Annotated in this window: 14 protein-coding genes; 2 read left to right on the top strand and 12 right to left on the bottom strand. The window is 62.9% G+C overall.

From position 1 onward, the window contains the following. Positions 1 to 16: 16 nt before the first annotated feature. From SH584_RS09730 to SH584_RS09715, 4 genes are all read right to left on the bottom strand, one after another. Positions 17 to 1,180: a KpsE/RkpR family capsule polysaccharide export protein gene (locus tag SH584_RS09730; protein ID WP_324806697.1), complete on the bottom strand. Its 1,164-nt coding sequence runs from the start codon at positions 1,178 to 1,180 to the stop codon at positions 17 to 19. A gap of 155 nt (positions 1,181 to 1,335) precedes the next feature. Next, positions 1,336 to 1,563, bottom strand: coding sequence for a hypothetical protein (locus tag SH584_RS09725; protein ID WP_324806695.1), 228 nt, complete (start codon positions 1,561 to 1,563; stop codon positions 1,336 to 1,338). Next, positions 1,560 to 3,254 carry a methyltransferase domain-containing protein gene (locus SH584_RS09720; RefSeq protein WP_324806693.1) on the bottom strand — a complete coding sequence of 565 codons (1,695 nt, stop codon included), beginning with the start codon at positions 3,252 to 3,254 and terminating at the stop codon, positions 1,560 to 1,562. Before SH584_RS09720 ends, SH584_RS09725 begins: the two co-directional genes overlap by 4 nt. A gap of 61 nt (positions 3,255 to 3,315) precedes the next feature. Continuing rightward, positions 3,316 to 4,227 (bottom strand): NAD-dependent epimerase/dehydratase family protein, encoded by a 912-nt coding sequence (locus SH584_RS09715; RefSeq protein WP_324806690.1) that lies wholly within the window; start codon positions 4,225 to 4,227, stop codon positions 3,316 to 3,318. 179 nt (positions 4,228 to 4,406) lie between these two features. On the opposite strand from SH584_RS09715, the gene SH584_RS09710 reads away from it, so the two are divergent. Beyond that, positions 4,407 to 7,211 carry a rhamnan synthesis F family protein gene (locus SH584_RS09710; protein WP_324806688.1) on the top strand — a complete coding sequence of 935 codons (2,805 nt, stop codon included), beginning with the start codon at positions 4,407 to 4,409 and terminating at the stop codon, positions 7,209 to 7,211. Here the strand turns inward: SH584_RS09710 and SH584_RS09705 are convergent. The 8 genes from SH584_RS09705 to SH584_RS09670 form a co-directional block, all read right to left on the bottom strand. Further along, complete coding sequence (locus SH584_RS09705) at positions 7,208 to 10,498, bottom strand: glycosyltransferase (RefSeq protein WP_324806687.1); 3,291 nt, start codon at positions 10,496 to 10,498, stop codon at positions 7,208 to 7,210. The two genes, SH584_RS09710 and SH584_RS09705, sit on opposite strands and share 4 nt — an antisense overlap. A gap of 125 nt (positions 10,499 to 10,623) precedes the next feature. Next, on the bottom strand, positions 10,624 to 11,598 hold the full coding sequence (locus tag SH584_RS09700; protein WP_324806685.1) for a GHMP family kinase ATP-binding protein: 975 nt from the start codon (positions 11,596 to 11,598) through the stop codon (positions 10,624 to 10,626). After that, complete coding sequence (locus SH584_RS09695) at positions 11,595 to 12,893, bottom strand: HAD-IIIA family hydrolase (RefSeq protein WP_324806682.1); 1,299 nt, start codon at positions 12,891 to 12,893, stop codon at positions 11,595 to 11,597. The genes SH584_RS09700 and SH584_RS09695 overlap by 4 nt, the downstream gene beginning before the upstream one ends. Continuing rightward, entirely contained in the window at positions 12,890 to 13,831 is a 942-nt protein-coding gene (locus SH584_RS09690; RefSeq protein WP_324806680.1) for an NAD-dependent epimerase/dehydratase family protein, read from the bottom strand. The genes SH584_RS09695 and SH584_RS09690 overlap by 4 nt, the downstream gene beginning before the upstream one ends. Continuing rightward, entirely contained in the window at positions 13,828 to 14,475 is a 648-nt protein-coding gene (locus tag SH584_RS09685; protein ID WP_324806678.1) for an SIS domain-containing protein, read from the bottom strand. The genes SH584_RS09690 and SH584_RS09685 overlap by 4 nt, the downstream gene beginning before the upstream one ends. Positions 14,476 to 14,646: 171 nt before the next feature. Then, a complete protein-coding gene (locus SH584_RS09680; RefSeq protein ID WP_324806676.1) occupies positions 14,647 to 15,933 on the bottom strand; it encodes a hypothetical protein in 1,287 nt (428 codons plus the stop codon). After that, positions 15,930 to 17,033, bottom strand: a complete 1,104-nt coding sequence (locus tag SH584_RS09675; RefSeq protein ID WP_324806674.1) for a phytanoyl-CoA dioxygenase family protein — start codon at positions 17,031 to 17,033, stop codon at positions 15,930 to 15,932. The genes SH584_RS09680 and SH584_RS09675 overlap by 4 nt, the downstream gene beginning before the upstream one ends. Before the next feature lie 11 nt (positions 17,034 to 17,044). Then, positions 17,045 to 18,751 carry a glycosyltransferase family 2 protein gene (locus SH584_RS09670; RefSeq protein ID WP_324806672.1) on the bottom strand — a complete coding sequence of 569 codons (1,707 nt, stop codon included), beginning with the start codon at positions 18,749 to 18,751 and terminating at the stop codon, positions 17,045 to 17,047. A gap of 298 nt (positions 18,752 to 19,049) precedes the next feature. On the opposite strand from SH584_RS09670, the gene SH584_RS09665 reads away from it, so the two are divergent. Further along, the gene (locus tag SH584_RS09665) at positions 19,050 to 20,159 is read left to right on the top strand and encodes a polysaccharide biosynthesis/export family protein (protein ID WP_324806670.1); all 1,110 of its coding nucleotides are present in this window, start codon (positions 19,050 to 19,052) and stop codon (positions 20,157 to 20,159) included. Positions 20,160 to 20,163 lie beyond the last annotated feature (4 nt).

Genomic DNA, 20,163 nt, shown 5'->3' with positions numbered 1-20,163 from the left:
AAGTCGAGCAAACATCCTAGTCTTCGGGCGAGTGCTCGAGAATGCCGACCACCAGCATCCAGCCGATGAAGTAGAGGCACATCGAAGCGGCGAAGATCACGAGGATCGAGCGCAGGCGGTTCGGCAGCAGGGGAAGATCAGGCTTATTCGGCTCGACCACCCGCTCAAGGTAGAATTGCTGCTTCTGCGCCTCGGTACGTGCCTGCTCCAGGCTCGCCGTCGCGGCGGTCAGGGTCTGAGTCCCGAACTCCTGCTCAAGCTCGAGCTGCTGGAAGCGGCTCAGCTTTGACGCGATGTTGTTGGTACCGCCGACGGCCCGACCCGATTGTGCATCGATCTGCTGGCCGATCGCCGAGATGCGGCTCCGCAAGGCGGGGATCGCGGGATGACGCGGCGCCGCGCGGCTGATGAGCGACAGCTGCGAGCGAAGCGCCGCCTGCTCGGCAATCAGTTCGTTCGAAATTTCGAGCGCGGCGGTGGCCTGCTTCGCCGGATCGACGATTTCCTGACGGTCGCGGAATTCGGCCATCTGGCTGCGCGCATTGCGGACACGGTCCTCCGCGATGGTCACGCGGCGCTCCGCCTCGGCGATGGCGCGGCCTTCGGCGCGCTGGTTCAGGCGGTTGATGAGCGTTTCGCTGAGGTCGAGCAATTGCGCGTTGATGAGGAAGGCATCCTCAGGTCGGAAGGCGCGCACTTCGAGCACGGCCATGCCGCTCTCGGCGTCAATCTCCGCATTCACCTTCTTGCCGTAGTAGCGATAGAGATTTTCGAACGAGGTATCGCGGAAAATCTCCGGGAAGCGGCTGAGGAAGTCAGCATCGCGCTGCGAGTAGCGCTGGCGGACATTCACGCGTCCTTCGAGCGCCTTCAGCGCGTCGCGCGACTGAATATATTCGATGACTTCCTGGGTCTGATCCTTGCCGCTCGAAAAGCCGGTCGTCTGGATCAGGCTTGCCAGCGTCGTCGTCTGCATGCCCTTTTGCCCCGGTGTCTTGATGACGAACCGCGACTGGGAAATGTACACGTCCGAAGCGATCAGGCCGTAATAGAGAATGGCGAGCAACGTCGGCAGCCCGACGAAAACCACGAACCAGCGGTGCCGCCCTAGAAACTTCAGGCGCGACGCCTTGCGAGTAGGGGCGCGGAGAATTTCCTGGTCCGTCGGAGGCGCGTTCATGGGTTTCCTATAAGGGCTGGCGCAACACACTGTCGAGAGGTCGGCGCGAAGGGCGGTGATAAACCGCCTGAAGACAATGGGATGAGGCTGCCGACGCCCTTACTCTGCGGGACCCGTAACGACAACCGGATTATACGGTGCGCGGCGGCATGGCGTCATGCGACGGCGTCGTCGGTAGGGAACGCCAGATCGGGTGCCGGCTTTTTCCCAAGACGGCCCAGGCGACGGCCAATGAGCAGATAATGACTGGCAGGACACAGGCCGCTTCGGCGCACGTCGGGATACTGCTCGTCATACCAGAATGGATCGAATCTGCCGCTCGTCAGCAGCTTTTCGATCTCGGCATCCGTCACGCGTTCGCCGAGCTCGGCGCCTGCGATCATCGACGGCCTTCCAGCTTCTCGTGCATTCCGTGGAACATGTAGTGGTAGAGCGGGTCCAACCCGGCCGCCTTCACATCGGGGTATTGGGTCTCGTACGCGGTCGCATCGAAGAGCCCTTTGCGCTTCAGCTCCGCAAACTCCCGCTTCTTGCGCCATCCCTCGGGCATAAGCGACCAGTACCAGGAGCGCTTGGTGTTTTTCGACCGATAGACTTCCGAGAGCCAGCGGATCGTCTCGTCGCCAAGTGCGACACGCCCTTCGGCCTTCAGCACCGTGTTGGCCAGCTGCGCCAGCTCAGCGTAGCAGGTTTCCAGTCGCGCTTCGGCCCGGGCGGCGCGCGCGTCGGCGGCGGCATTTTCCTTATCGAGGGCTTGCAGAGCGGATTTCATGGCCGGCAGTTCGTCGCCAGAGGCCGGAGCAACGTTGATCATCGTCCTCAGTCGATTGCACTCGTCCCGGCATTTGGCAAGATCGAGCCTCGCCGTTTCGGCATCCTGTTCCGCCTCGCGAACGCTCGCAGCGGCGGTGCGCAACGCCTGTTCCGCCTCTTCACGATCAAGCGCATTCGACCGCAATCGTTGGGCCTCGCTGTCGAATTGCTCCCGAAGCGCCGCGGCGTGCGCCTGGGCCTCGGCTGATAGGCGCTGAGCATCGAAAATCTGCTCCTGAAGTTGCGCGATCGCTTCCTGATGGACGCGCTCCCTGGCCTCCGCCTCGTCCAACAGCTTCCGACTTGACTCTACCTCTTCCTGCGCGCTGGCGAGCTTCGCCGTCGTCTGAGCGCCCTCCGCATTCAGGGTCTCCACCTCGGAACGCGTTGCCGCCAGACGCTGCTTGGTCTCGTCGAGTTGCATCGAGAGTGACGCGACCGATTCCCGCAAGGCGGCTTCCAACGAATCGAATGCCGTTTTCTGGCGCGAGGCATCCGCCAGTTCCTGTTCCACCGCCGCTTGCACCGCTGCGCTCGAATCCCTCGCCGCCTGCTGCGAGTCCGAGATCGCCTTTCCGAGATCGGCGATGTGCTCGTTCAGCCGCTTGATCTCCGCCGCCTGCCCGCTCAGCAGCACCATGTCCTGGCTCGCGTCGCGGGGGCGGATCAGATCGGGCGACTTCCACGTCCTGACGTTGACGCAGTCATGATCCTCGAAGACGAGCTTCTCGGGAAGTGGCTCGTCAGTCGGCTCCCGGCGGAACACCGCGCAAAAGTCGTTCCAGATGTCATGCTCGCGTTCGGCAACGAAGCTTTCGACCAGCGTCAGTTGCAGGCCGTTTTCGGCCGCCCAGTCGACGAGGGCAGGCGCAGCGTCGGGATAAAACCGCCAGCAGTCCTGCGGATAGCGATGGATCGTCCCGTTCGACGGTGCGCTGACATAGAGGAACCCGCCCGGTCGCGCCTTGCGCGCCATTCGATTGAAGGTCTGCCAAAATGCCGGGTCATGCTCGAAGACCGAGGATGCCATGACGAAGTCGAAGCTTGCATCCTCGACCGGCCATTCCTCGCCCGGCTGAACGACGATATCCACGCCCGGCCCCTGCTCGAAATCGATACCGGTGTAGGAGCGGTATGGCGGCGCGGCTGCTCTGAGGGACCCGTTCACATCGAGCGAACCGATCTCCAGAATGTCGCCATCGGCGGTCGGGCAATATGCCTTGAGCACAAGGCCGCCGATCTTTGCCGCAGTGTGATGCATCGCTTGGCCCCGATCTGTTGTCGGGACCGCCGTGCCGTCCCGAGGTGATCAAGGCAACCTTTCAGGCCAATCTGGCGACGATTTCCTCGATCCCCTGCCTAAGGCCAATTCGTGGTCGCCAGCCGAGTTGCTCGGCAGCGCGCCCGATATCGAGGACATTGATCGGGACGTCGACCGGGCGACCCTGCTCGAAGGCAATGCGGAGCGGACGCTTCACCACCGCTTCGACAATGTCGCAGACCTCTTGCAGGGAGGTCCCCACTCCCGATCCGACATTGAGAACGCGAGACTCCTCGCCCCGATCGGTTAGCGCGCGCGCGGCCGCACCGGCAACATCATCGACGGCCACGAAGTCCCGGACGACCGAGCCATCACCCCAGAGAGCCAACGATTCGCCTGACAGCGCGGCCGAGATTGCGGCGGCGACGAAGCCGTTGCGCGACGTCCCCACCTGATCGAACCCGAAGGGATTGGAAACGCGCAAGATCGTCGTCCCGAGGTCGGTCTGGCGCGCGACGTCGAGCAGCGCATATTCGGTCTGCACCTTCGTCATTCCGTAGGTATTGATCGGCGCCGGTCGGCAATCTTCCGACGTCGGAACCTCGCTCGCGGCTCCGTAGACGGTGCCACCGGATGACACGAATACGAGCCGCCGAACCCCCTTCTTGGCCGCCAGTTCTGCGAGATCGACCATCGGAAGCGTCTCGCTCCTCAAGGCGTCCGCGACGCTCGCAAGCTTCGTGGCGGGCGCGATCGTTCCATGACAACAGAAGATGGCATCGACGTCGGACAGCGTGTCCGGACTGCACGCGCTGACGATGTCCCCGTGCCGCCAATCCACTCCGGCGATCGACGACGGGCGCGGCGCGCGGGTGATGACCGAGACCTGATGCCCATCGGCGATCAGTCGTCGAACGACCGCCTTGCCAATAAAGCCGCCGCCGATGACGAGTATGCGCAGACGATCCGTCACTGAGTTTTCCTGAAGTGCAGACGCCGCCGCATTGGGTTTTCCGCATCCATAGCCGATTGAGTTGCCACCATTAATGCGACGCTTTACGTTAATTTCTCCGAATTGACTTAAAGCGGCCCGCCATTTTAAGCAAAGCCGCGGGCGCGGCGATTGGCGAAGCTCGAATTCTTCGAAAGATTATGATGACCGCTGTGCAGGATGGCGAAGGTTCGGATGCGGTCACCGCATCCGACGAGGTGTCGCTTTACGATATTGTCGAGCAATCCGAGCGGTTCGATCCGACATATTATGCGGGGCTTCGCGGGTTTTCAAAGAGCCTCGACAGGGCGGCTCTCGCTCGAGACTATGTCGATCAGGGCGAAGCCGAGGGTCTGAGCCCGGGCCCGTTCTTCGACCCTGCTTTCTACGCTCACACCTATCCCGACCTTGCCAAGGCGGAGTGCAAGTTCGCGCACTTCATTCAGTACGGCCAGGCGGAAGGCCGCCACGGCACCTTCGCCAGCTTTCTGATGGCTGAAGGGTTGGACCAGCAGGCAATCGCGGAGGGCCTCGTCCCGTTTCCAGGGCACGGCCCCGACCATCCCGACTATCTTCGCGGCCTGATCGATGCGCTGCGAAAAGGCGAAGCAGACGAGGACTTCTTCTCCGCGGCCGCCTACATCCGGTTCAATCCCGACCTGCGCGACTTTCCGATCCCGCCGCTTATCCACTACATGCGCCATGGCCGCGCAGAAGGCCGTCGGTCGAACCTCGACGTGCTTGATTCGATCATCTTCAACGACCGCGTCGTGACCCCCGGCCTTCCGTTCATCCTCGTGGGCATCCACGAAGGCTCACAAACGGGCGCCCCCAAGGTCGGTCTCGACCTGGCGCAGGAACTGTCGTCGCAGTTCAACGTGATCTTCTTTTTGCTGAACGACGGCCCGCTGCTCGATATCGCCCAATATCGCTTCCCGATCACCGTGCACGCCGGGACGAATATGCAGGAGGCGCTCTTCATTTATGAAAGCCTCAATGCGCGGTTTGGAATCACACGCGCCGTTTTTTCTAGCGTCGCCTGCGAGCCACTGATCCGGACAATCGCCGAATGCGACGTGCAGATCGTCTGCCTCGTCCATGAGTTCCGCGAAGATTTTTTCCAGTTCGAACGAAGCATCGTCAATTACTGCGACCTGCTGGTCTTCTCGTCGGAGCGCCTGAGGACATCATGGGCGACGCTGATCCAGGAAGTCGGCCGGCCGCCGCAGCGGTCGATCGTCCTTCCGCAGCCGCCGAGCGCTGGCTCCGAACGAAAGTGGAGCCGCGCCGAGGCCCGTTCCCTGGTCGAAAAATCGCTCAACATCGACCTTGGCGATGACCCGTTGGTGCTTGCCGCCGGGGCGGTTCAGATGCGCAAGGGGGTCGACACCTTTCTGCAAGTCGCCACCGATCTTCGCCGCAGACGCCGTCGCCATGTCTGCGTTTGGGTGGGGCAACAGGTCAACGAACACGATCGCGGCTTCGGTATCTGGCTGCACGTCCACATCAAGGAGGCCGCGTGTCAATTCGGAACCGACGTCGTTCACTTCGTGCCTGCCGGGCCCGCGTATGAGGTGCTCATGGACGCGGCCGACGTTTTCGTCGTGCCGTCGCGTCTCGACCCCCTCCCGAACGTCGCGCTCGATGCGGCGTTGCGTGCAACGCCGGTGGTCGCGTTCGCTGGCGCGACCGGGCTCGGCGACCTGGCGCGGCTTGGCGAAATTGACCTCATCGAAGCCGACTATGGATCGGTCGAGCAGATCGTCGACGCGATCGAACGAACGACGGCCTCGCAAGCAGCGAAATGGCCTTGGAAAAAGCGGCAGCGTCCGGAGCACTCGGTTGGATCGGTGCGCACCTACGGCAATTATGCCGCCGAGGTCTTCAAGGCTGCGGAAGCGCTCCGCGATTTGCCGATCGAGCCGAACGAAACGGTCGATCCGGATTACACCGGTCCCGCGCTCAAGACCCGCTTCAACCGCTTCAATGACGAGCGCGAGATGGTCGAGACCAAGCATTTGATCGAGCGCTCGCTCCGCCTTGGCATTGCGACCTTCAACCCGCGGCCCGGCGTGCATTCACGCCGTGACGAAAATGGGCGCATGGCTCATTACCGGTCGGTGTGGTGCCAGGATCGAAGGATCGAGGACGTGCCCGCGTCCACCATCGTCCATGTGCACGCTTATTACCCCGACGTTCTTCCCGAAATCTTCGGACAATTCGCCAAGGGCGCGCGATCGGCATCGTTCGTCATCACCACTCCCAACGAGGAGAAAGCTTCCGAGATCAGGACGATCGGTCAGCGTTTCTCGATGGAGAATATCGACATCGTCGTGACCCCATCCAACCGCGGACGTGACATCGGACCGTTCATCGACGAACTGGCGTCGCGATGCGCTCCTTCGGACGTCGTGTGCCATGTGCATACGAAGAAGAGCCCAGAAGCGGGCGACTGGTTCGGCGAGCGGTGGCGAGACAACATGTATCGCAGCGTCCTGTCGCAGCCGGCGATCGACCTGTTCAACGATCCAGCCGTCGGCCTCGTCATCCCCGACAATCCGCGAAACAACGGCTGGACCGAGAATTGGGCCGAAGCGAAGAAGATCGCCGCCGCGTGGACCGAGAACCTGCCCTATCATCCCGGGCCTTTCCCGATCGGCAACATGTTCTGGGTTCGCGGGGCCGTTCTTCACGCGATGCGCGAGGCGACGATACAATCGACTTGGCCGACCGAGCCGATCAAGGTCGACGGCACCGTACTTCACGCGATCGAACGACTTTGGCCGATGGCATGTGCCCAGGTCGGCCTGGAACTCGCCGCCGTCTACGCCCGGGAAAGTCGCGATGCCGATTGCGAGAAGTCGCGGTCGTCGTCGGACGTTGACGACCAAAGCGTGACCGAACGGCGTCGGATCCGCGACCGCTTCTATCGAGCGCTAACTGAGACAATCCCGGCGCAGAGTTAGTCGACGATCTCCAGGTTCACCGCCTGTCGAACGATCTCTCCATACTGGTCGACCATCTCGGCAAACCCGGCCTGCCCGGCGAGCACGGCGGGGCTGTTCTTGGCCAGCTTGCCGCGCAGCTGGTCGTCCGACAGCATGCGTTCGATCCATTCCGCCAGTTCCTGATCGTCGCCCGGCTCGTAATAGACCGCGTTGACACCCTCATCGACGAGCTCGGGAATTCCGAACACCGGAGTGGTCACGATGGGAAGGCCGCACGCCATCGCTTCGACGATCACCCTCGGCGCGCTTTCGATGAGTGAGGTGCAGACGAAAATATCGCTCGCTGCGTAGAACAGGAACGGGTCGTCGATGTGGTCGGTCAGCACCAAATTCGGATTGTCGAGGGTGTCCAGCACTTCGTTGAACTCGACAATATATTCAGGGTCAACGATCTTGCCCGCGATGAAGACGTAGGTGCTGGCGCGCCGCTCTTCGCTCAGGCGGGCATAGGCTTTGACGAGGTCGAGCTGACCTTTTCGCCGACAGACCGTCCCGACCACCGACAGGACGTACGCGCCCGCTGGAACGCCAAGCTTCTTGCGGGCAGCAGCGCGCGTCCACCGAGTCGTCTCGGCCTTCAGGCGATCGAGCGGGATGCCGTGCCGAACGACTTCGAAGTTGCGACGGGTCTGGACCGGCAGCCATGAGCGCCGCGTCGCCTCGGCGACGTAGAGAACGCGATACGCGTCCGCAAACGCCTTGTAGGCGGCGTCGCGCATGTCGGGCGCCAAGTCGTCGAAATAGGTTTCCCACGGCTCGCTCTCGTGCTGCGCAAGGATCGACGGAATGCGAGCGAAACGCGACCCTTCGACCGCCCAATAGCTTTGCAGCGTGTTGGCGATGACGACCTCGATCTCAAGCGCGCGAAGCAGCATGCCGATCCCGGCGAAGCCCGTCGTCTGCGTGTCGCGGTCCTTCGCGCCATGCATCGCGCCATCGAGAATGATGACCCGACATCCTTCCGCCTCGTAAAGCGACTTCAGCGGACCATCGGCGGGCGAGAAAATGACCGGATCGATCAACCCCTTTTTCTTCATGCCGATGATCAGGTCCATCAACGTCGTCGGCGCACCCTCGTTGTTCAGATTATGCGTAAAGGCGCCGATTCGGATGGGATCCTTGCTGATCGTCGCGGGCCGGATCGGCCGGACCTCGAACTCCTCATTCTCCAGCGACAGATTAGGGTTGTACCAGCGATCGACCCATTCGCCGTAAAGGCGGCGAAAGTTCGCGCGTTCCATGGGATTGTCGTTGAAGCCGCGCGACTTGCCTTCGTAGTGCCAAAGCTCGGCGGTCGGGCAGTAGACGCAGGTCTTCCCGTGCTGGACGAGGCGGTAGCAATAATCGACGTCGTTGTAGGCGACCGCGAAATTCTCCTCGTCGAACCCGCCGACTTCCTCAAACAGCGCGCGCGGCGTGAGCATGCACGCAGCGGTCACGGCCGAATATTCGCGAGCGCTCCGCACGAAGCCGAGATAGCCCCAATTATGCGGCGGCAATCCACGGAAGGCATGCCCGACGAGACCGCCGTGATAGCCATGCACGATCCCGGCATGCTGAAGCGTGCCGTCCTCGAAATAAAGGCGAGCCCCGACGGCGCCGACGTCCGGCATCTGGGCATAGCCCATCATCTGGCTGAGCCAGCCGGGGGTGATGACCTGCGTGTCATTGTTGAGAAACAGCACGAACTCGCTGTCGCACTGTTCGACCGCCTTGTTGTTGACGCGCGCGAAGCTGAACCCGGCCTTGTCGTTCGGGATCGCCACCACTCGGCACGACGGATTCTCCGAAAGCGTTTCGAGATATTCGGCGGTCTCTTCCTCTTCGCTGCCATTGTCGACGACGAGGATCGAAAAATCGCGGTAGGTCGTCTTGCCGATCGACTCGATGCAATTGCGAAGCAGCCCGACCTGGTCCTTGGTCGGAATGATGATCGTCACCGTGGGCCCCCGGTCGGCGAACTTGATGTCGAACATGCCGACATTCGCTTCCTGCGCCCAGTCGGGGAAAAAAGCCTTGGCGCCCTTGATCCCGCGGCGGTCGATCGCTTCCTGCACCGCGAGCAGGCCGCGGTTCATGCTGCTGGGTTTTGCCTCGCCGCCGGTCGCGGTCGAACCTTCGACCGCGCGCCAGTGATAGAGGATTTTTGGAACGTGGCCGACGCCGCGGACTCGCTCCGCCGCGCGAAGCGCGAAGTCGTAATCCTGCGATCCGTCGAAGTCCGCGCGGAAGCCCCCGACATCGAGAAACAGCGACCGCTTCACGGTGAAGACGTGGCCGATGTACATCCACGACAGCAGCAGGACCGGGGACCAGTCTGGCTTGAACTGTGGGGCGTATCGACGGCCCTTCACATCGATCTTGTCGTCGTCGCTGTAGACCATGTCGACGTCGGGATGCTCGGCATAGTGGAGCGCGATTTCCGCAAGGCAATCGACCGTCAGCAGGTCGTCATGATCGAGAAACAGAACGACGTCGCCGGTCGCCATCTCGACGGCTTCGTTGGTCGCGATCGAGATACCGCCGTTCTTCGACAAGTGCCTGACCCGAATGCGCGGATCGGAGGTCGCGAAGCGTTCCAGCTGCGGCGCGATATGCGCGGCTGGGCTGGCATCGTTGACGAGGCATAGCTCCCAGTTCTGATAGACCTGGTTGAGCACGGAATCGACAGTCTCGGTCAGCAGGTGACGGTCGGTATCGTACACCGGCGTCACGACCGAGATCTTCGGCAGACGCGCCTTGTGGCCTTTCAGCCTCTGCTCAAGCTCGGCGCGGTCGCGAGCGCTGAAGCGATTGACCTCCATCCAATGATCGTACGGCGTCTGTGCACGCCCACCTGCTGCCGCGGCGGCGACGACCGACTTGGCCTGACGCGATTCAAACTGGCCGCTGACCAGGTAATGCGACAGTGGATTGACGCCGACTTCGCGAACGTCGGGGTAGAAATCCAGATACCATTTGCTGTCGAACCGCAGGCTGGGGTTCCGGCCGATGAAGCCGCCGATACGATGGTAATGCAGCAAGGGGTTGATCCCCGACTGGGCCACATCGGGATATTCATCGAGGTACCATTGGGTATCGAACAGCGAATTGGGATTTCGGCTCTCGGACCAACCGCAGTCGATGAAGTGCTGGAGCGGATCGATGCCCAGCTTCGCGACGTCGGAATTTTCCCGCAGATAATATTCGGGATCGAAAAGCCCGCTGTCCGCCAATGCCCGATAATCGCGTTGCACCTGATCCACCTTTTTATTCGCTATCTTGCCGACAAGTCTTGCCAGCCGCTTCTTGAACCGAGCAAGCGGCAAAACGGCCGGACTGTCGCCCGACCGCTCCGAAACGGAGTTTTGCTCTGCGCTCATCGTTCCCGTCAATCGCTATAGATGATCGTCGAACCCGCGGAGTCGAGATAGACGGGATGCGATCGGAACTCGGCCAGCTCACGCTCGACATCGGCGACCTTGCCGTCCGGCGCGTAGAACAGCAGGAAGCCCGTCCCGCCTGCCCCGAGCAGCTTCCCCCCGGTCGCGCCGGCCTTCAGCGCGCGGTCGTAGGCATCGTCGATCAACGGGCTGGAGATATCCGCCGACAATCGACGCTTCCGCATCCAGCCGTCGTGCAGGAAGTGCCCGAGGACGTCGATGTCCCCGCACAAGTCGCGGCGAAGGTCATGCGCCTGCCCGACCATGGTCCTGAGCGTCGCCAGCTTGTCGGCGTCGCTCGACACGGCCTTCGCCTGCTTCGACAGGAGGTCGCTCGCCGAGCGGGTGGTGCCGAGATAGAAGAGGACGAGATTCCGCTCCATCTGGCGCCGCTGCTCGATCGTCAGCGGGACCGTCTGGTGCGCGACACTCCCGTCGGGCAGGAATTCAATGAAATTGATCCCGCCGAGCGCACAGCCATATTGGTCCTGCTTGCCGATCGGCTCGCCCAACTTGTCGATCTCGATCTCGCACGCCAACTCCGCGAGCCTTCCGCGGGAAACATATTCGCCCTTGTAGGCGTGGCAGAGATTAAGCAGCCCGACGGTGAAGGCGCTCGACGACCCCATTCCCGTACCTGCGGGCACGTCGGCACTGGAATTGAAATCGACGCCGTCGATGTCCAGATCGCGGAAGACCTGGCGGATGATGCGATGACGGATTTCGTCGACCGAGCCGGGCTTTTCGATTTCCGAATATTTGAGGATGCTGCCGGTCGGTTCGAAGTAGCGATGCATCGACAGGTAGACATATTTCTGGATCGACATGCTCAGCACCGCGCCGCCATGCTCGCGGTAGAAGCTGGGCAGGTCGGATCCGCCGCCGACGAAACTGACGCGAAGCGGCGTGCGCGAAATGATCATGTCAGGTCGGCCAGAATGAGCGGGGCCGCTTCGGCAAGGTCGGCGACGACATGATCGGGCCGCACATCAAACGACGATCTGTCGTTCCCGCCATGACCGCCACGAACCAGGATGGAATGCGCCCCTGCCGACGCGGCCGCCGCCACGTCGCAATAGCGATCGCCGACAAGCCACGAGCGGCCAAGGTCGATGTTATGCATCGCCGCCGCGGTGCGGAGCATTCCGTCGCCGGGCTTGCGGCAGTCGCAGTCGATTTTCAGCGCGGGCTCCTCACCTTCCCACCCGGCTTCGGGATGATGCGGGCAGATCAGGAGGTCGTCGAGATAGGCGCCCGCCTGATCCGCGAGTTGACGATCGATCTCTGCGCCGACATCACGAAGGTCCTGCCAGCTCATGAACCCCTTGGCGAGCGCAGGCTGGTTGGTCACGCAGATGACGGGAATGCCCGCGTCGTTGAATGCGCGAATGGCGCTTGCCACACCGGGCAGCACGGTCACTTGCGAAGGGGACAATGCGCCGTCCACTTCCTCGTTGATCACGCCGTCGCGGTCGAGGAACAGCACAGGCTTGGCCGTGCGCAGCGCGAGACGATCCAGCTTACCATCGCGAAGGCTTTTGACGGCCTTCGCCAACCGGTCCGGCGTGCCGATGTCCTTGACATATTCGCAGCTGCGATAGCCGAACAGGCTCTCCTCGCGAGCGACGATCGGGAGGACGTCGCGGCCCCAATCCGACTGGCCTTCGACTGGGATGTAATCGAGCACGCGCGGGTGAAGAATATACAGTGCCGCGTTGACTAGATTGGGTAACAACGCCCCTTCGGCATGCGGCTTGGGATGGAAGGCGATGATCCGCCCATTCTCGTCACACTCCAGCAGGTCGCTGTCGTAAGGATGGTCGTTGGGGTGGACGAACAAGGTGCCCGCGCCGTCGTTGCGATCGGCCGCGTCGGCAAAGGCACGAAGGTCGACGTCCATCAGGACATCGCCGTAGATCACTACGAACGGCTCGGTGAGAAGGTCGCGGATTTCCCGGAACGCCCCCGCCGTCCCCAACGGCTCCTTCTCCACCACATGCCGGATGGTCGCGCCAAACCTCTGCCCGTCACCGAAGTGGCGTACGATCGCATTCGACAGGTGCCCGGTGAGGAAGATGAAGTCGGTAATCCCGTCGCGGACGGCTGCGCGAACCGTGCGCTCCAGCAACGGCGTCCCGTCGACATCGACCATCGCCTTGGGCAGGTCACCCAGGCCGAGCCGGGTGCCCTTGCCGCCGGCGATCACCACGGCTTTCACTGCGCCTCATCCCAGATCGCGCGGGCGGCGACGCGGATGGCTTCGTCCGAAGTCATCGTCGGCGCCCAACCGAGCGCGCTGATCTTGCTGATGTCGTAGGCGAACTTCGGCACGTCACCGACCCAGCCGCGATTGCCGCCGGTGTAACGGATGTCGGCGTCGCCCGGGCCCTCTTCGATCACGATGCGGGCGATGTCCGCAACCGTCGAACGCGTCGGCGCACCGACGTTGAAGATGTTCATCCGCTCGCTGGTCTCGCGCCACACCATGAGGATGGCGGCCACCAAGTCGTGGACATTCAAGTACGGCTTTTCCTGAGTCCCGTCTCCGAGCACTTCAAGTTCGCCTGGCGTGCGCCGCAGCTTTTGCACGAAATCGAACACCGCCCCGTGCGTGCCGCGCGGACCGACCACGTTGGGGAAGCGGGTGATCCAGCTTTGGATGCCGTAATTCTCGCCATAGCTGCTGATGAAAGCCTCGGACGCGAGCTTGGCCGCGCCATAGTGCGAAATGGGCGCCAGGGGGCCATGATCCTCGCCCACTTCCCCGGCCGCCTCGCCATAAATGGCCGAAGTCGAGGCAAAGACGATCTGCTTCGTCCCCGCTTCGCGCATCGCCTCGAGCAGGCAGAAGGTCGTCATGAACGTATTGTCGAGATCGACCGAAGGCGCCGCGTGCGACCGTGCGATGTCCGAATTCGCGGCCAGATGAAACACGCATTCGAACGCGCCGTCGGCGAAGATCTCGGCCAGCAGCGCGCGATTGGTCGCGTCGCCGCGCACCAGCCGGAAGTTCGGATTGTCGGCCAGGTGCTCGACGTTCGTTTCCCGCCCCAGCGAGAAATTGTCGAGGACGACGAGGTCATGTCCGTTGGCAATCAGCGCGTCGCAGACATGGCTACCGATGAAGCCGGCGCCGCCGGTGACGAGGATCTTCACTGCGCGCCCTTGCCTTCCGCATTCGCCTTGTCGCGGCGTCCGGCGATATATTGCGCGATGACATGCATCACGGCCTGGTGTGCATCCTCGACGATGCCGTAATTGTCGATCCCGACGTAGATCGACGCGTCGACCATGTCCTTCAGCTTCCCGCCGCTGAAGCCCGAGAAGCCCGCGACGAACATGCCCCGCTCCTTCGCGGCCGTCACGGCGTTCAGGATGTTCGGGCTGTTGCCCGACGAAGATATGGCGATCAGCAGGTCGCCTTCGCGCCCGAAGAAATCGAGCTGCGTCCCGAAGACATTCTCGAAACCATAATCGTTGGCGATCGCGGTGTAGAGCGCGACGTTGGACGTCATCGACCGCGTGTTAATGACATTATGCCCTTCGCAGGACGTCCCCTTTGTCCAGTCGCAGCATAGGTGCTCGGCAATTGCCGCCGACCCGCCGTTCCCGGCCACCAGGATTTGCCCGCCCGCGTCGGCGACCCGGATGATCGTTTGGCACAGCTTGTCGATCTCGGCCGACGACACGCCGTCGAGTGCCACTTTCAGGGCGTTGGCATAGTTCAGCTTATACGCGTCGATCGAGCTGTCATCGAACATGTCGTTCAGATGACGCGGATCCTGGGGAGTAGTGTCCATCAAAAGACCTTCGACCTATTTCAAGAAGATGAAATTGCTTTCATGCGGTTTTTCCGCGTCTTTCGACCGCCGCGCCGGTTAGCTTGCGGCCTGATTTGCGTCAACCAAGCGGCGCGGCCGAAGTGCGTTCGATCGGCTCCGAAGCCGAGCGAATATTCGACGGCGCCAGGATCAGCGGGGGAGGTAGCCGAGGATCCCTTCGAGCGCGTAGCCTTGGCCCACCGACCTCGGCTCCTGCGTCGAAATGAGGTGCCTCCCCTGCCCCGCATGATAGTAGCGGTTGAGGCCGACCCAACCGGCGAGCGGTGACTGTCGAGCGTAGCCGATCATGCCGGCCGGGTTCGACATCTCGCAGTCCATCCGCGTCGACACGAACGCATTGCCCGACCCCTTCATCGCGCAGGCATACAATGCGATCCGGTCGGCTGCCGGCTGGCGGAGCGGCGTGAACGCTGCACCGCCGAACTGCCATTTGCCGTCTGACCGTTCGGTCGGGGCCGGGCGGGCGGTCATTACCATGCGCTCGGCCACGGCGAAGGCGTCGAGCGCGGCCACGACCTCGGCGACCGTGCCGACCGCGATCGGGCAGCGATAGCGAAGGGCCTGGCCCGCCGGGATGTTCGACTCGTTGAAGACGCACGACCATTTGGACGCGCCTTCTTTCCCGGAAAAGGCGAAGTAAGCGTAATAGGATCGATCGAAGCCGCGACGATGGATGTCGGGCGAGATGACCCCCATCGCGTGGCGACGGTCGGCGGTGGCGATAATGACGGGGGCCATGACCATGGCGCCAGCGGTATTGGCCTCCAGCCTGACCAGCCGTCGCGTCGCCGGCTCATAGGAATAAAAGCTATTGAACCGGGCCGGCAGATAGCCCGTCAGCGCCTCGACGCTCCCCGACTGCAGCCCGCTCGGCACGCTGAACGACACGTCGACCGTCAGCAAATTGGGATGGAGCGGCGAAAAGGACATCGTTTTCGAAATCAGCACCGGCGACAGCGCGGAACGGTTCTGGGCCTGGGTTTTGCCACTAAGCGCCGAACAACGGCGGCCATATTGTTCGCCAGGCGAAAGCCAGTAGGCGGCCTGCGTCACCGTGGTCAGCCGGTTGTCACTGACCGCGATCGACTGCGCCTTGCTCGATGTCGTCGACTTGGCGGCGTCCGCTTTCGATCCTGCCTCGGTCGGGTTGAGGCATTCGCCCAGCCCATTGATCTGCAGCGCCGACTGGATCTGTCGTCCATGGTCGAAATTATCGACATATTCGATGCCGCGGAACGTCAGCGAATTGACGGCGCCGGCAAAGCGGCCGGGCTCGACCGATACCGTGATCCGGTCGTTTCCGATCTGCTTGTCGATTGACCGACGCTGCGCCGGCGATTCCTTCGCCGGGACCACGGCGAGCAGTAAGGCCGCCGCGATCGTCGCGCCGCCGATCAGGAACCCGCGCCGCCTCACAGCGAGGGACGCCGGTAGAGCCTCTTCTCGCCGCGACCATGGTTGAGATAATGCTCGGCCGCATCGACCCCGCTTTTTGCGACATCCGGGTTCAGCTGGTAATAAGCCTCCGCGTCGAAATCGGCGGGCAGGTCCGGATGCGGGGCAGCCGCCTTTCGCGCCATGCCTTTCCAGAACTTCCGTCGCGGCGCCGCTTCGGCCTTCGCCACTCGATATTCCTGGCCCTGACGCAGATTGGGGACGAGCGCCCCGGTCGCGATGTTGGTGATCGACCGGACGTCCAGTTCACCGAACGCTTCGTTGGAAAAAGCCGGGGTGTAATAGACGCAATCGTCGAAGTAATAATGCGTTACCTGGCTCCAGCGGGTCAGCGTCGGGTCGGTCTGCAACGACCCCCCGTGCAGAAGATTCGCGGCCCAGATCAGCGCCTGCCCCTTGCGCGGCAGGAATTGCTCCTTCTGCAGGCCCGACGCAGCGACCATCGCCTGCCATGCCTGCTCGAACGGGTCCTGCGCCGATCCTTCGCGGTGATCCTCACCGCGCCGGCCAATCATCTCGTTCGAAACGATCGGCCATTTGTGCGAACCCGGCAGATATTCGAGCGGCCCTGCGCCTTCGCTGACGTCCTCAAACGCGAGCCAGACCCCGCACATGAAGCGTTCCGGGATGCTGGAGAAGTGGATCGAGTCGCTGTGCAGATTCTGCTGGGTGCCGACCGGGAAGTTCAACGTCTGGAACGGGAAGGCGCGGCGCCCGTAAAGCGCCGACAGCAGCTCGAGCACCTCGGCATTGGCGGCGATGGCGCGTACGTCCTCGTCGAACTGCCATGCGTCCTGGACGCGAAGGTCGCCCTTGGCATTCTTGATGACCGCCGGATCGTCGAAGTCCACTCCGAACACCGGCGCCAGCCGCGCCTTGATCCGGTCGATCCGCTCGCCAACCAAGGGGTCGGGAAAGTCGATGAGCGCATAGCCGCGCTCGTGAAGCTGCGTCGCCGCCGATCGCTGCGTATCGGTCAAGCCAAGCGTGTCAACCAGCTGACCGAACAGCGGCGATTCGACGATGGGTACGCCCGGAAAAATGGCATTGGCCGGAGACATCGGAACTTCCCTCAGAACTTCAGGATGAATGATTCGCTGTAACGATCCAGGTTCGGATTGAGCCGTGGATCGCGATAATTCTTCGTGCCCCACCGGGTCTGGAGCACCGACAGCTCCCCCATGTAGCGCGACCGCTTGGCAGGCGTCGTGTCGAGCCCCCGCGATTTCGATTCATGGTGGAGCAGGACGGCGTGCGGCACATAGATGTTCCGCCAGCCGGCCCGTTCCAGCTTCAGGCAAAAATCGACGTCGTTGAACGCGACCGCAAGCCCATCCTCGTCGAGCCCGCCGACCGCATCGAACTTGGCGCGATCGACCAGCATGCAGGCGGCGGTCACCGCGCTGACGCGATGGGTAATGTGCGGCTGCGCGAAATAGCCGGCTTCGTCGTTTCGGACGAAGCGATGCGCATGGCCGGCGGCCTCGCAGACGCCGACCACCACCCCCGCATGCTGGATGGTCATGTCTTCATAGAGCAGCTTCGCCCCGACCGCGCCGACATCGGGTCGCGACGCATGGCGCATCAGTTCGCTCAGCCATTCCGGGGTCCGCACCTCGGTGTCGTTGTTGAGCAGGCAGACGAACGGACTGTCGGTCGCGGCGACCGCTGCATTGTTGATCGCCGAGTAATTGTACGGCCGGTGATCTTCGATGACGCGAACCTGCGGCTGACGCGCGATCTGCTTCAGATAATCCAATGCGGCCGGATCGCTGCTGCCATTGTCGACGACGACAACCTCGAAATTGGGATAGTCGGTTTTCGCCAAGACGCTCTCGACACACGGGCGAAGCAGTTCGACCTTGTCGCGGGTCGGAATGACGATGCTCACAGCCGGCAAGTCCGACGGCAGCGGCCAGTCGACCTTGATCGTGCCGAACGGTCCATCGCTCGCGGTCCCGCCGGCAGCGCGTATGCTCGCTTCGACAGCGTCGAGCCGGTCGTCGTTCGCTCTCGCCGACGCTTCCTCGCGGTGCGAGAGGATGGCGGGGACGTGCGCGATTTCGTCGTCCCGACTTGCCGCGACCGCCCCAAGAAGGACCTCGGTAAGCGAAGCGCCACCCCGAGCAGACGAACGCGCGAGCGTTGTCTTCATCGCGAATGCGTCGATCAGATAGTCCTGGGCCAGAAACATCTCTCGATCCCAGGCGGGCTTGAACCAAGGCTGCTTTCGTCGTCCCTTGGCCGTCAGCAAGTCCTGATCACCATACAGGATGGCCGCGTCCGGATGCCTCCGCACCCCGTCGGCGAGATGATGCAAGGCATCGATCGATGGGATGACGCCGGGCCTCAATGGCACGACGAAGTCGCCACTCGCATCCTGGAAGGACTGAGCAAACCCCACTTCGTCGACGCCGCGGATGCGCTCATTCCGAAGCGGGGCAAGCGACCGTGCCGGACCGATGAGCTCCCAGTTCGGATACGATTGCCGCTCCAGCACCGACACGATGCGCCGTGCGGCGTCCGTGTCGGCGTCACTCGGCAGAATCAGAGTGAAAAACGGCCCGTCCTCGCCACCACTATTGCTCTTCAGCGCCTGCGATCGAGGCTGCTCGACGGTGTCGATCCACAGGTCATAGGCATGCGGCGCTCCCGCCGCGCCTTCCCGCAGGCGGTTCCGGGCGCGGACGCGGCGGCGCGTGACGTGCCAGTAGAGGCCCGCAAGCGCCTGGGCGGGACGCCACCGCAAGGTCATCCAGAAGGCCTGAAGGAAATTCATCTACTCGCTTTACCGCCATCGGTCTGTCGTACGAAACCACAGGGAAGCGGTCTTTCGGCCTTGGCTTCGCCTTGTCCCATCGCCGCCTCCTATTCGCTCCCTGCGCCGGATTGAACCCCGATTGTCGGCACTTGGCTGAATTCGCCAACCGCCCTTCCAGTTGCGTTTTTCCGGCGGAGGATGGTAAGGTCTTCGGCGATCATTTGATCAGTGCGGGACTTCCAACCTAATGAACCTACCTATGTTGCCGCGCGGTGGCGCTTCGTTGCGCGACTGCCTGTTCCTTTGCTTACTGGCCGTGGCAACTGCGGGCTGTTCGACCCTGCCGGTCAGCGGGCCGACTGGAACCGCGGTGCTTCGCGGGGCCGACGGATCGGGCGGCCAGCTGCCCTTTTCGGTCGTCGAGGTCGAGACCGCCGAAGCCCTTCCCGCCGCGCCGGAACTTCCCATTTCGACGCTGGCCACGCCGATCGTCGGCCCGACCGATCTGGTCGGTCCGGGCGACCAGCTGAACGTCGCCGTCTACGAGGCCGGGGTGACCCTGTTCGGCGGGGGCGCGCGGACGCTGGCGACCGGTCAGGCGGGCGCCTTGGGCCTTGATCCCAGCGCCAGCGCCGAGCAGATCCAGGTTCGCGTCGACGACAATGGCTATATCAGCCTGCCCTACGTCGGCCGCCTCTCGGTCGCCGGCCAGACGGCTCGCGACGTGGCGGTCATGGTTCGCTCGGGATTGAGTGGCCTGTCGCAGGATCCACAGGTGCTGGTATCGATCGAGCGGTCGCTGACCGGCAGCGTGATCATGTCCGGCGAAGTCGCGAAGCCCGGCCGCCTGACCCTCGACACCAATCGCGAAACGTTGAGCGACATCATCGCGCTTGCCGGCGGCTATCGCGGCGAAGCGCGCGACATGATCGCCCGGGTCGAGCGCGGCGACCAGGCCTTCCAGGTCCGCCTTGGCGACCTGTTGACCTATCCCGGCCTCAACGTCCCCGTCGCGCCCGGCGACCGGATCACGGTCATCAACAGCCCGCAGGCCTTTTCGGTGCTCGGCGCCGCCAATCGTTCCGAAGAAATCCGCTTCCCGCGGACCCGCCTGACACTTGCACAGGCCGTCGCGCTTTCGGGGGGGACCAATCCGTCGGCCGGCGATGCCGCCGCGATCTTCGTCTTCCGTTACGTCCGTCGCGAGGACGGCTCGGAAATCCCGGTGGTGTATCACGTCAACATGATGAAGCCGGGCGCCTATTTCCTGTCGCAGCGCTTCGCGATGCGCGACGGCGACGTCCTGTATGTCGGCAATGCCCGCGCCAACCAGCCGGCGAAGTTCATCCAGTTGCTCAGCCAGCTGTTCGCCCCGATCATTACGGTCCAGAATGCGGCGCGCAACCTGACGACGAACCAGCCCTGATCGC

The organism is Sphingomonas sp. LY29, from assembly GCF_035593985.1.
Classification (GTDB): domain Bacteria; phylum Pseudomonadota; class Alphaproteobacteria; order Sphingomonadales; family Sphingomonadaceae; genus Sphingomicrobium.
This window is presented reverse-complemented; position numbering and strand designations above follow the sequence as displayed.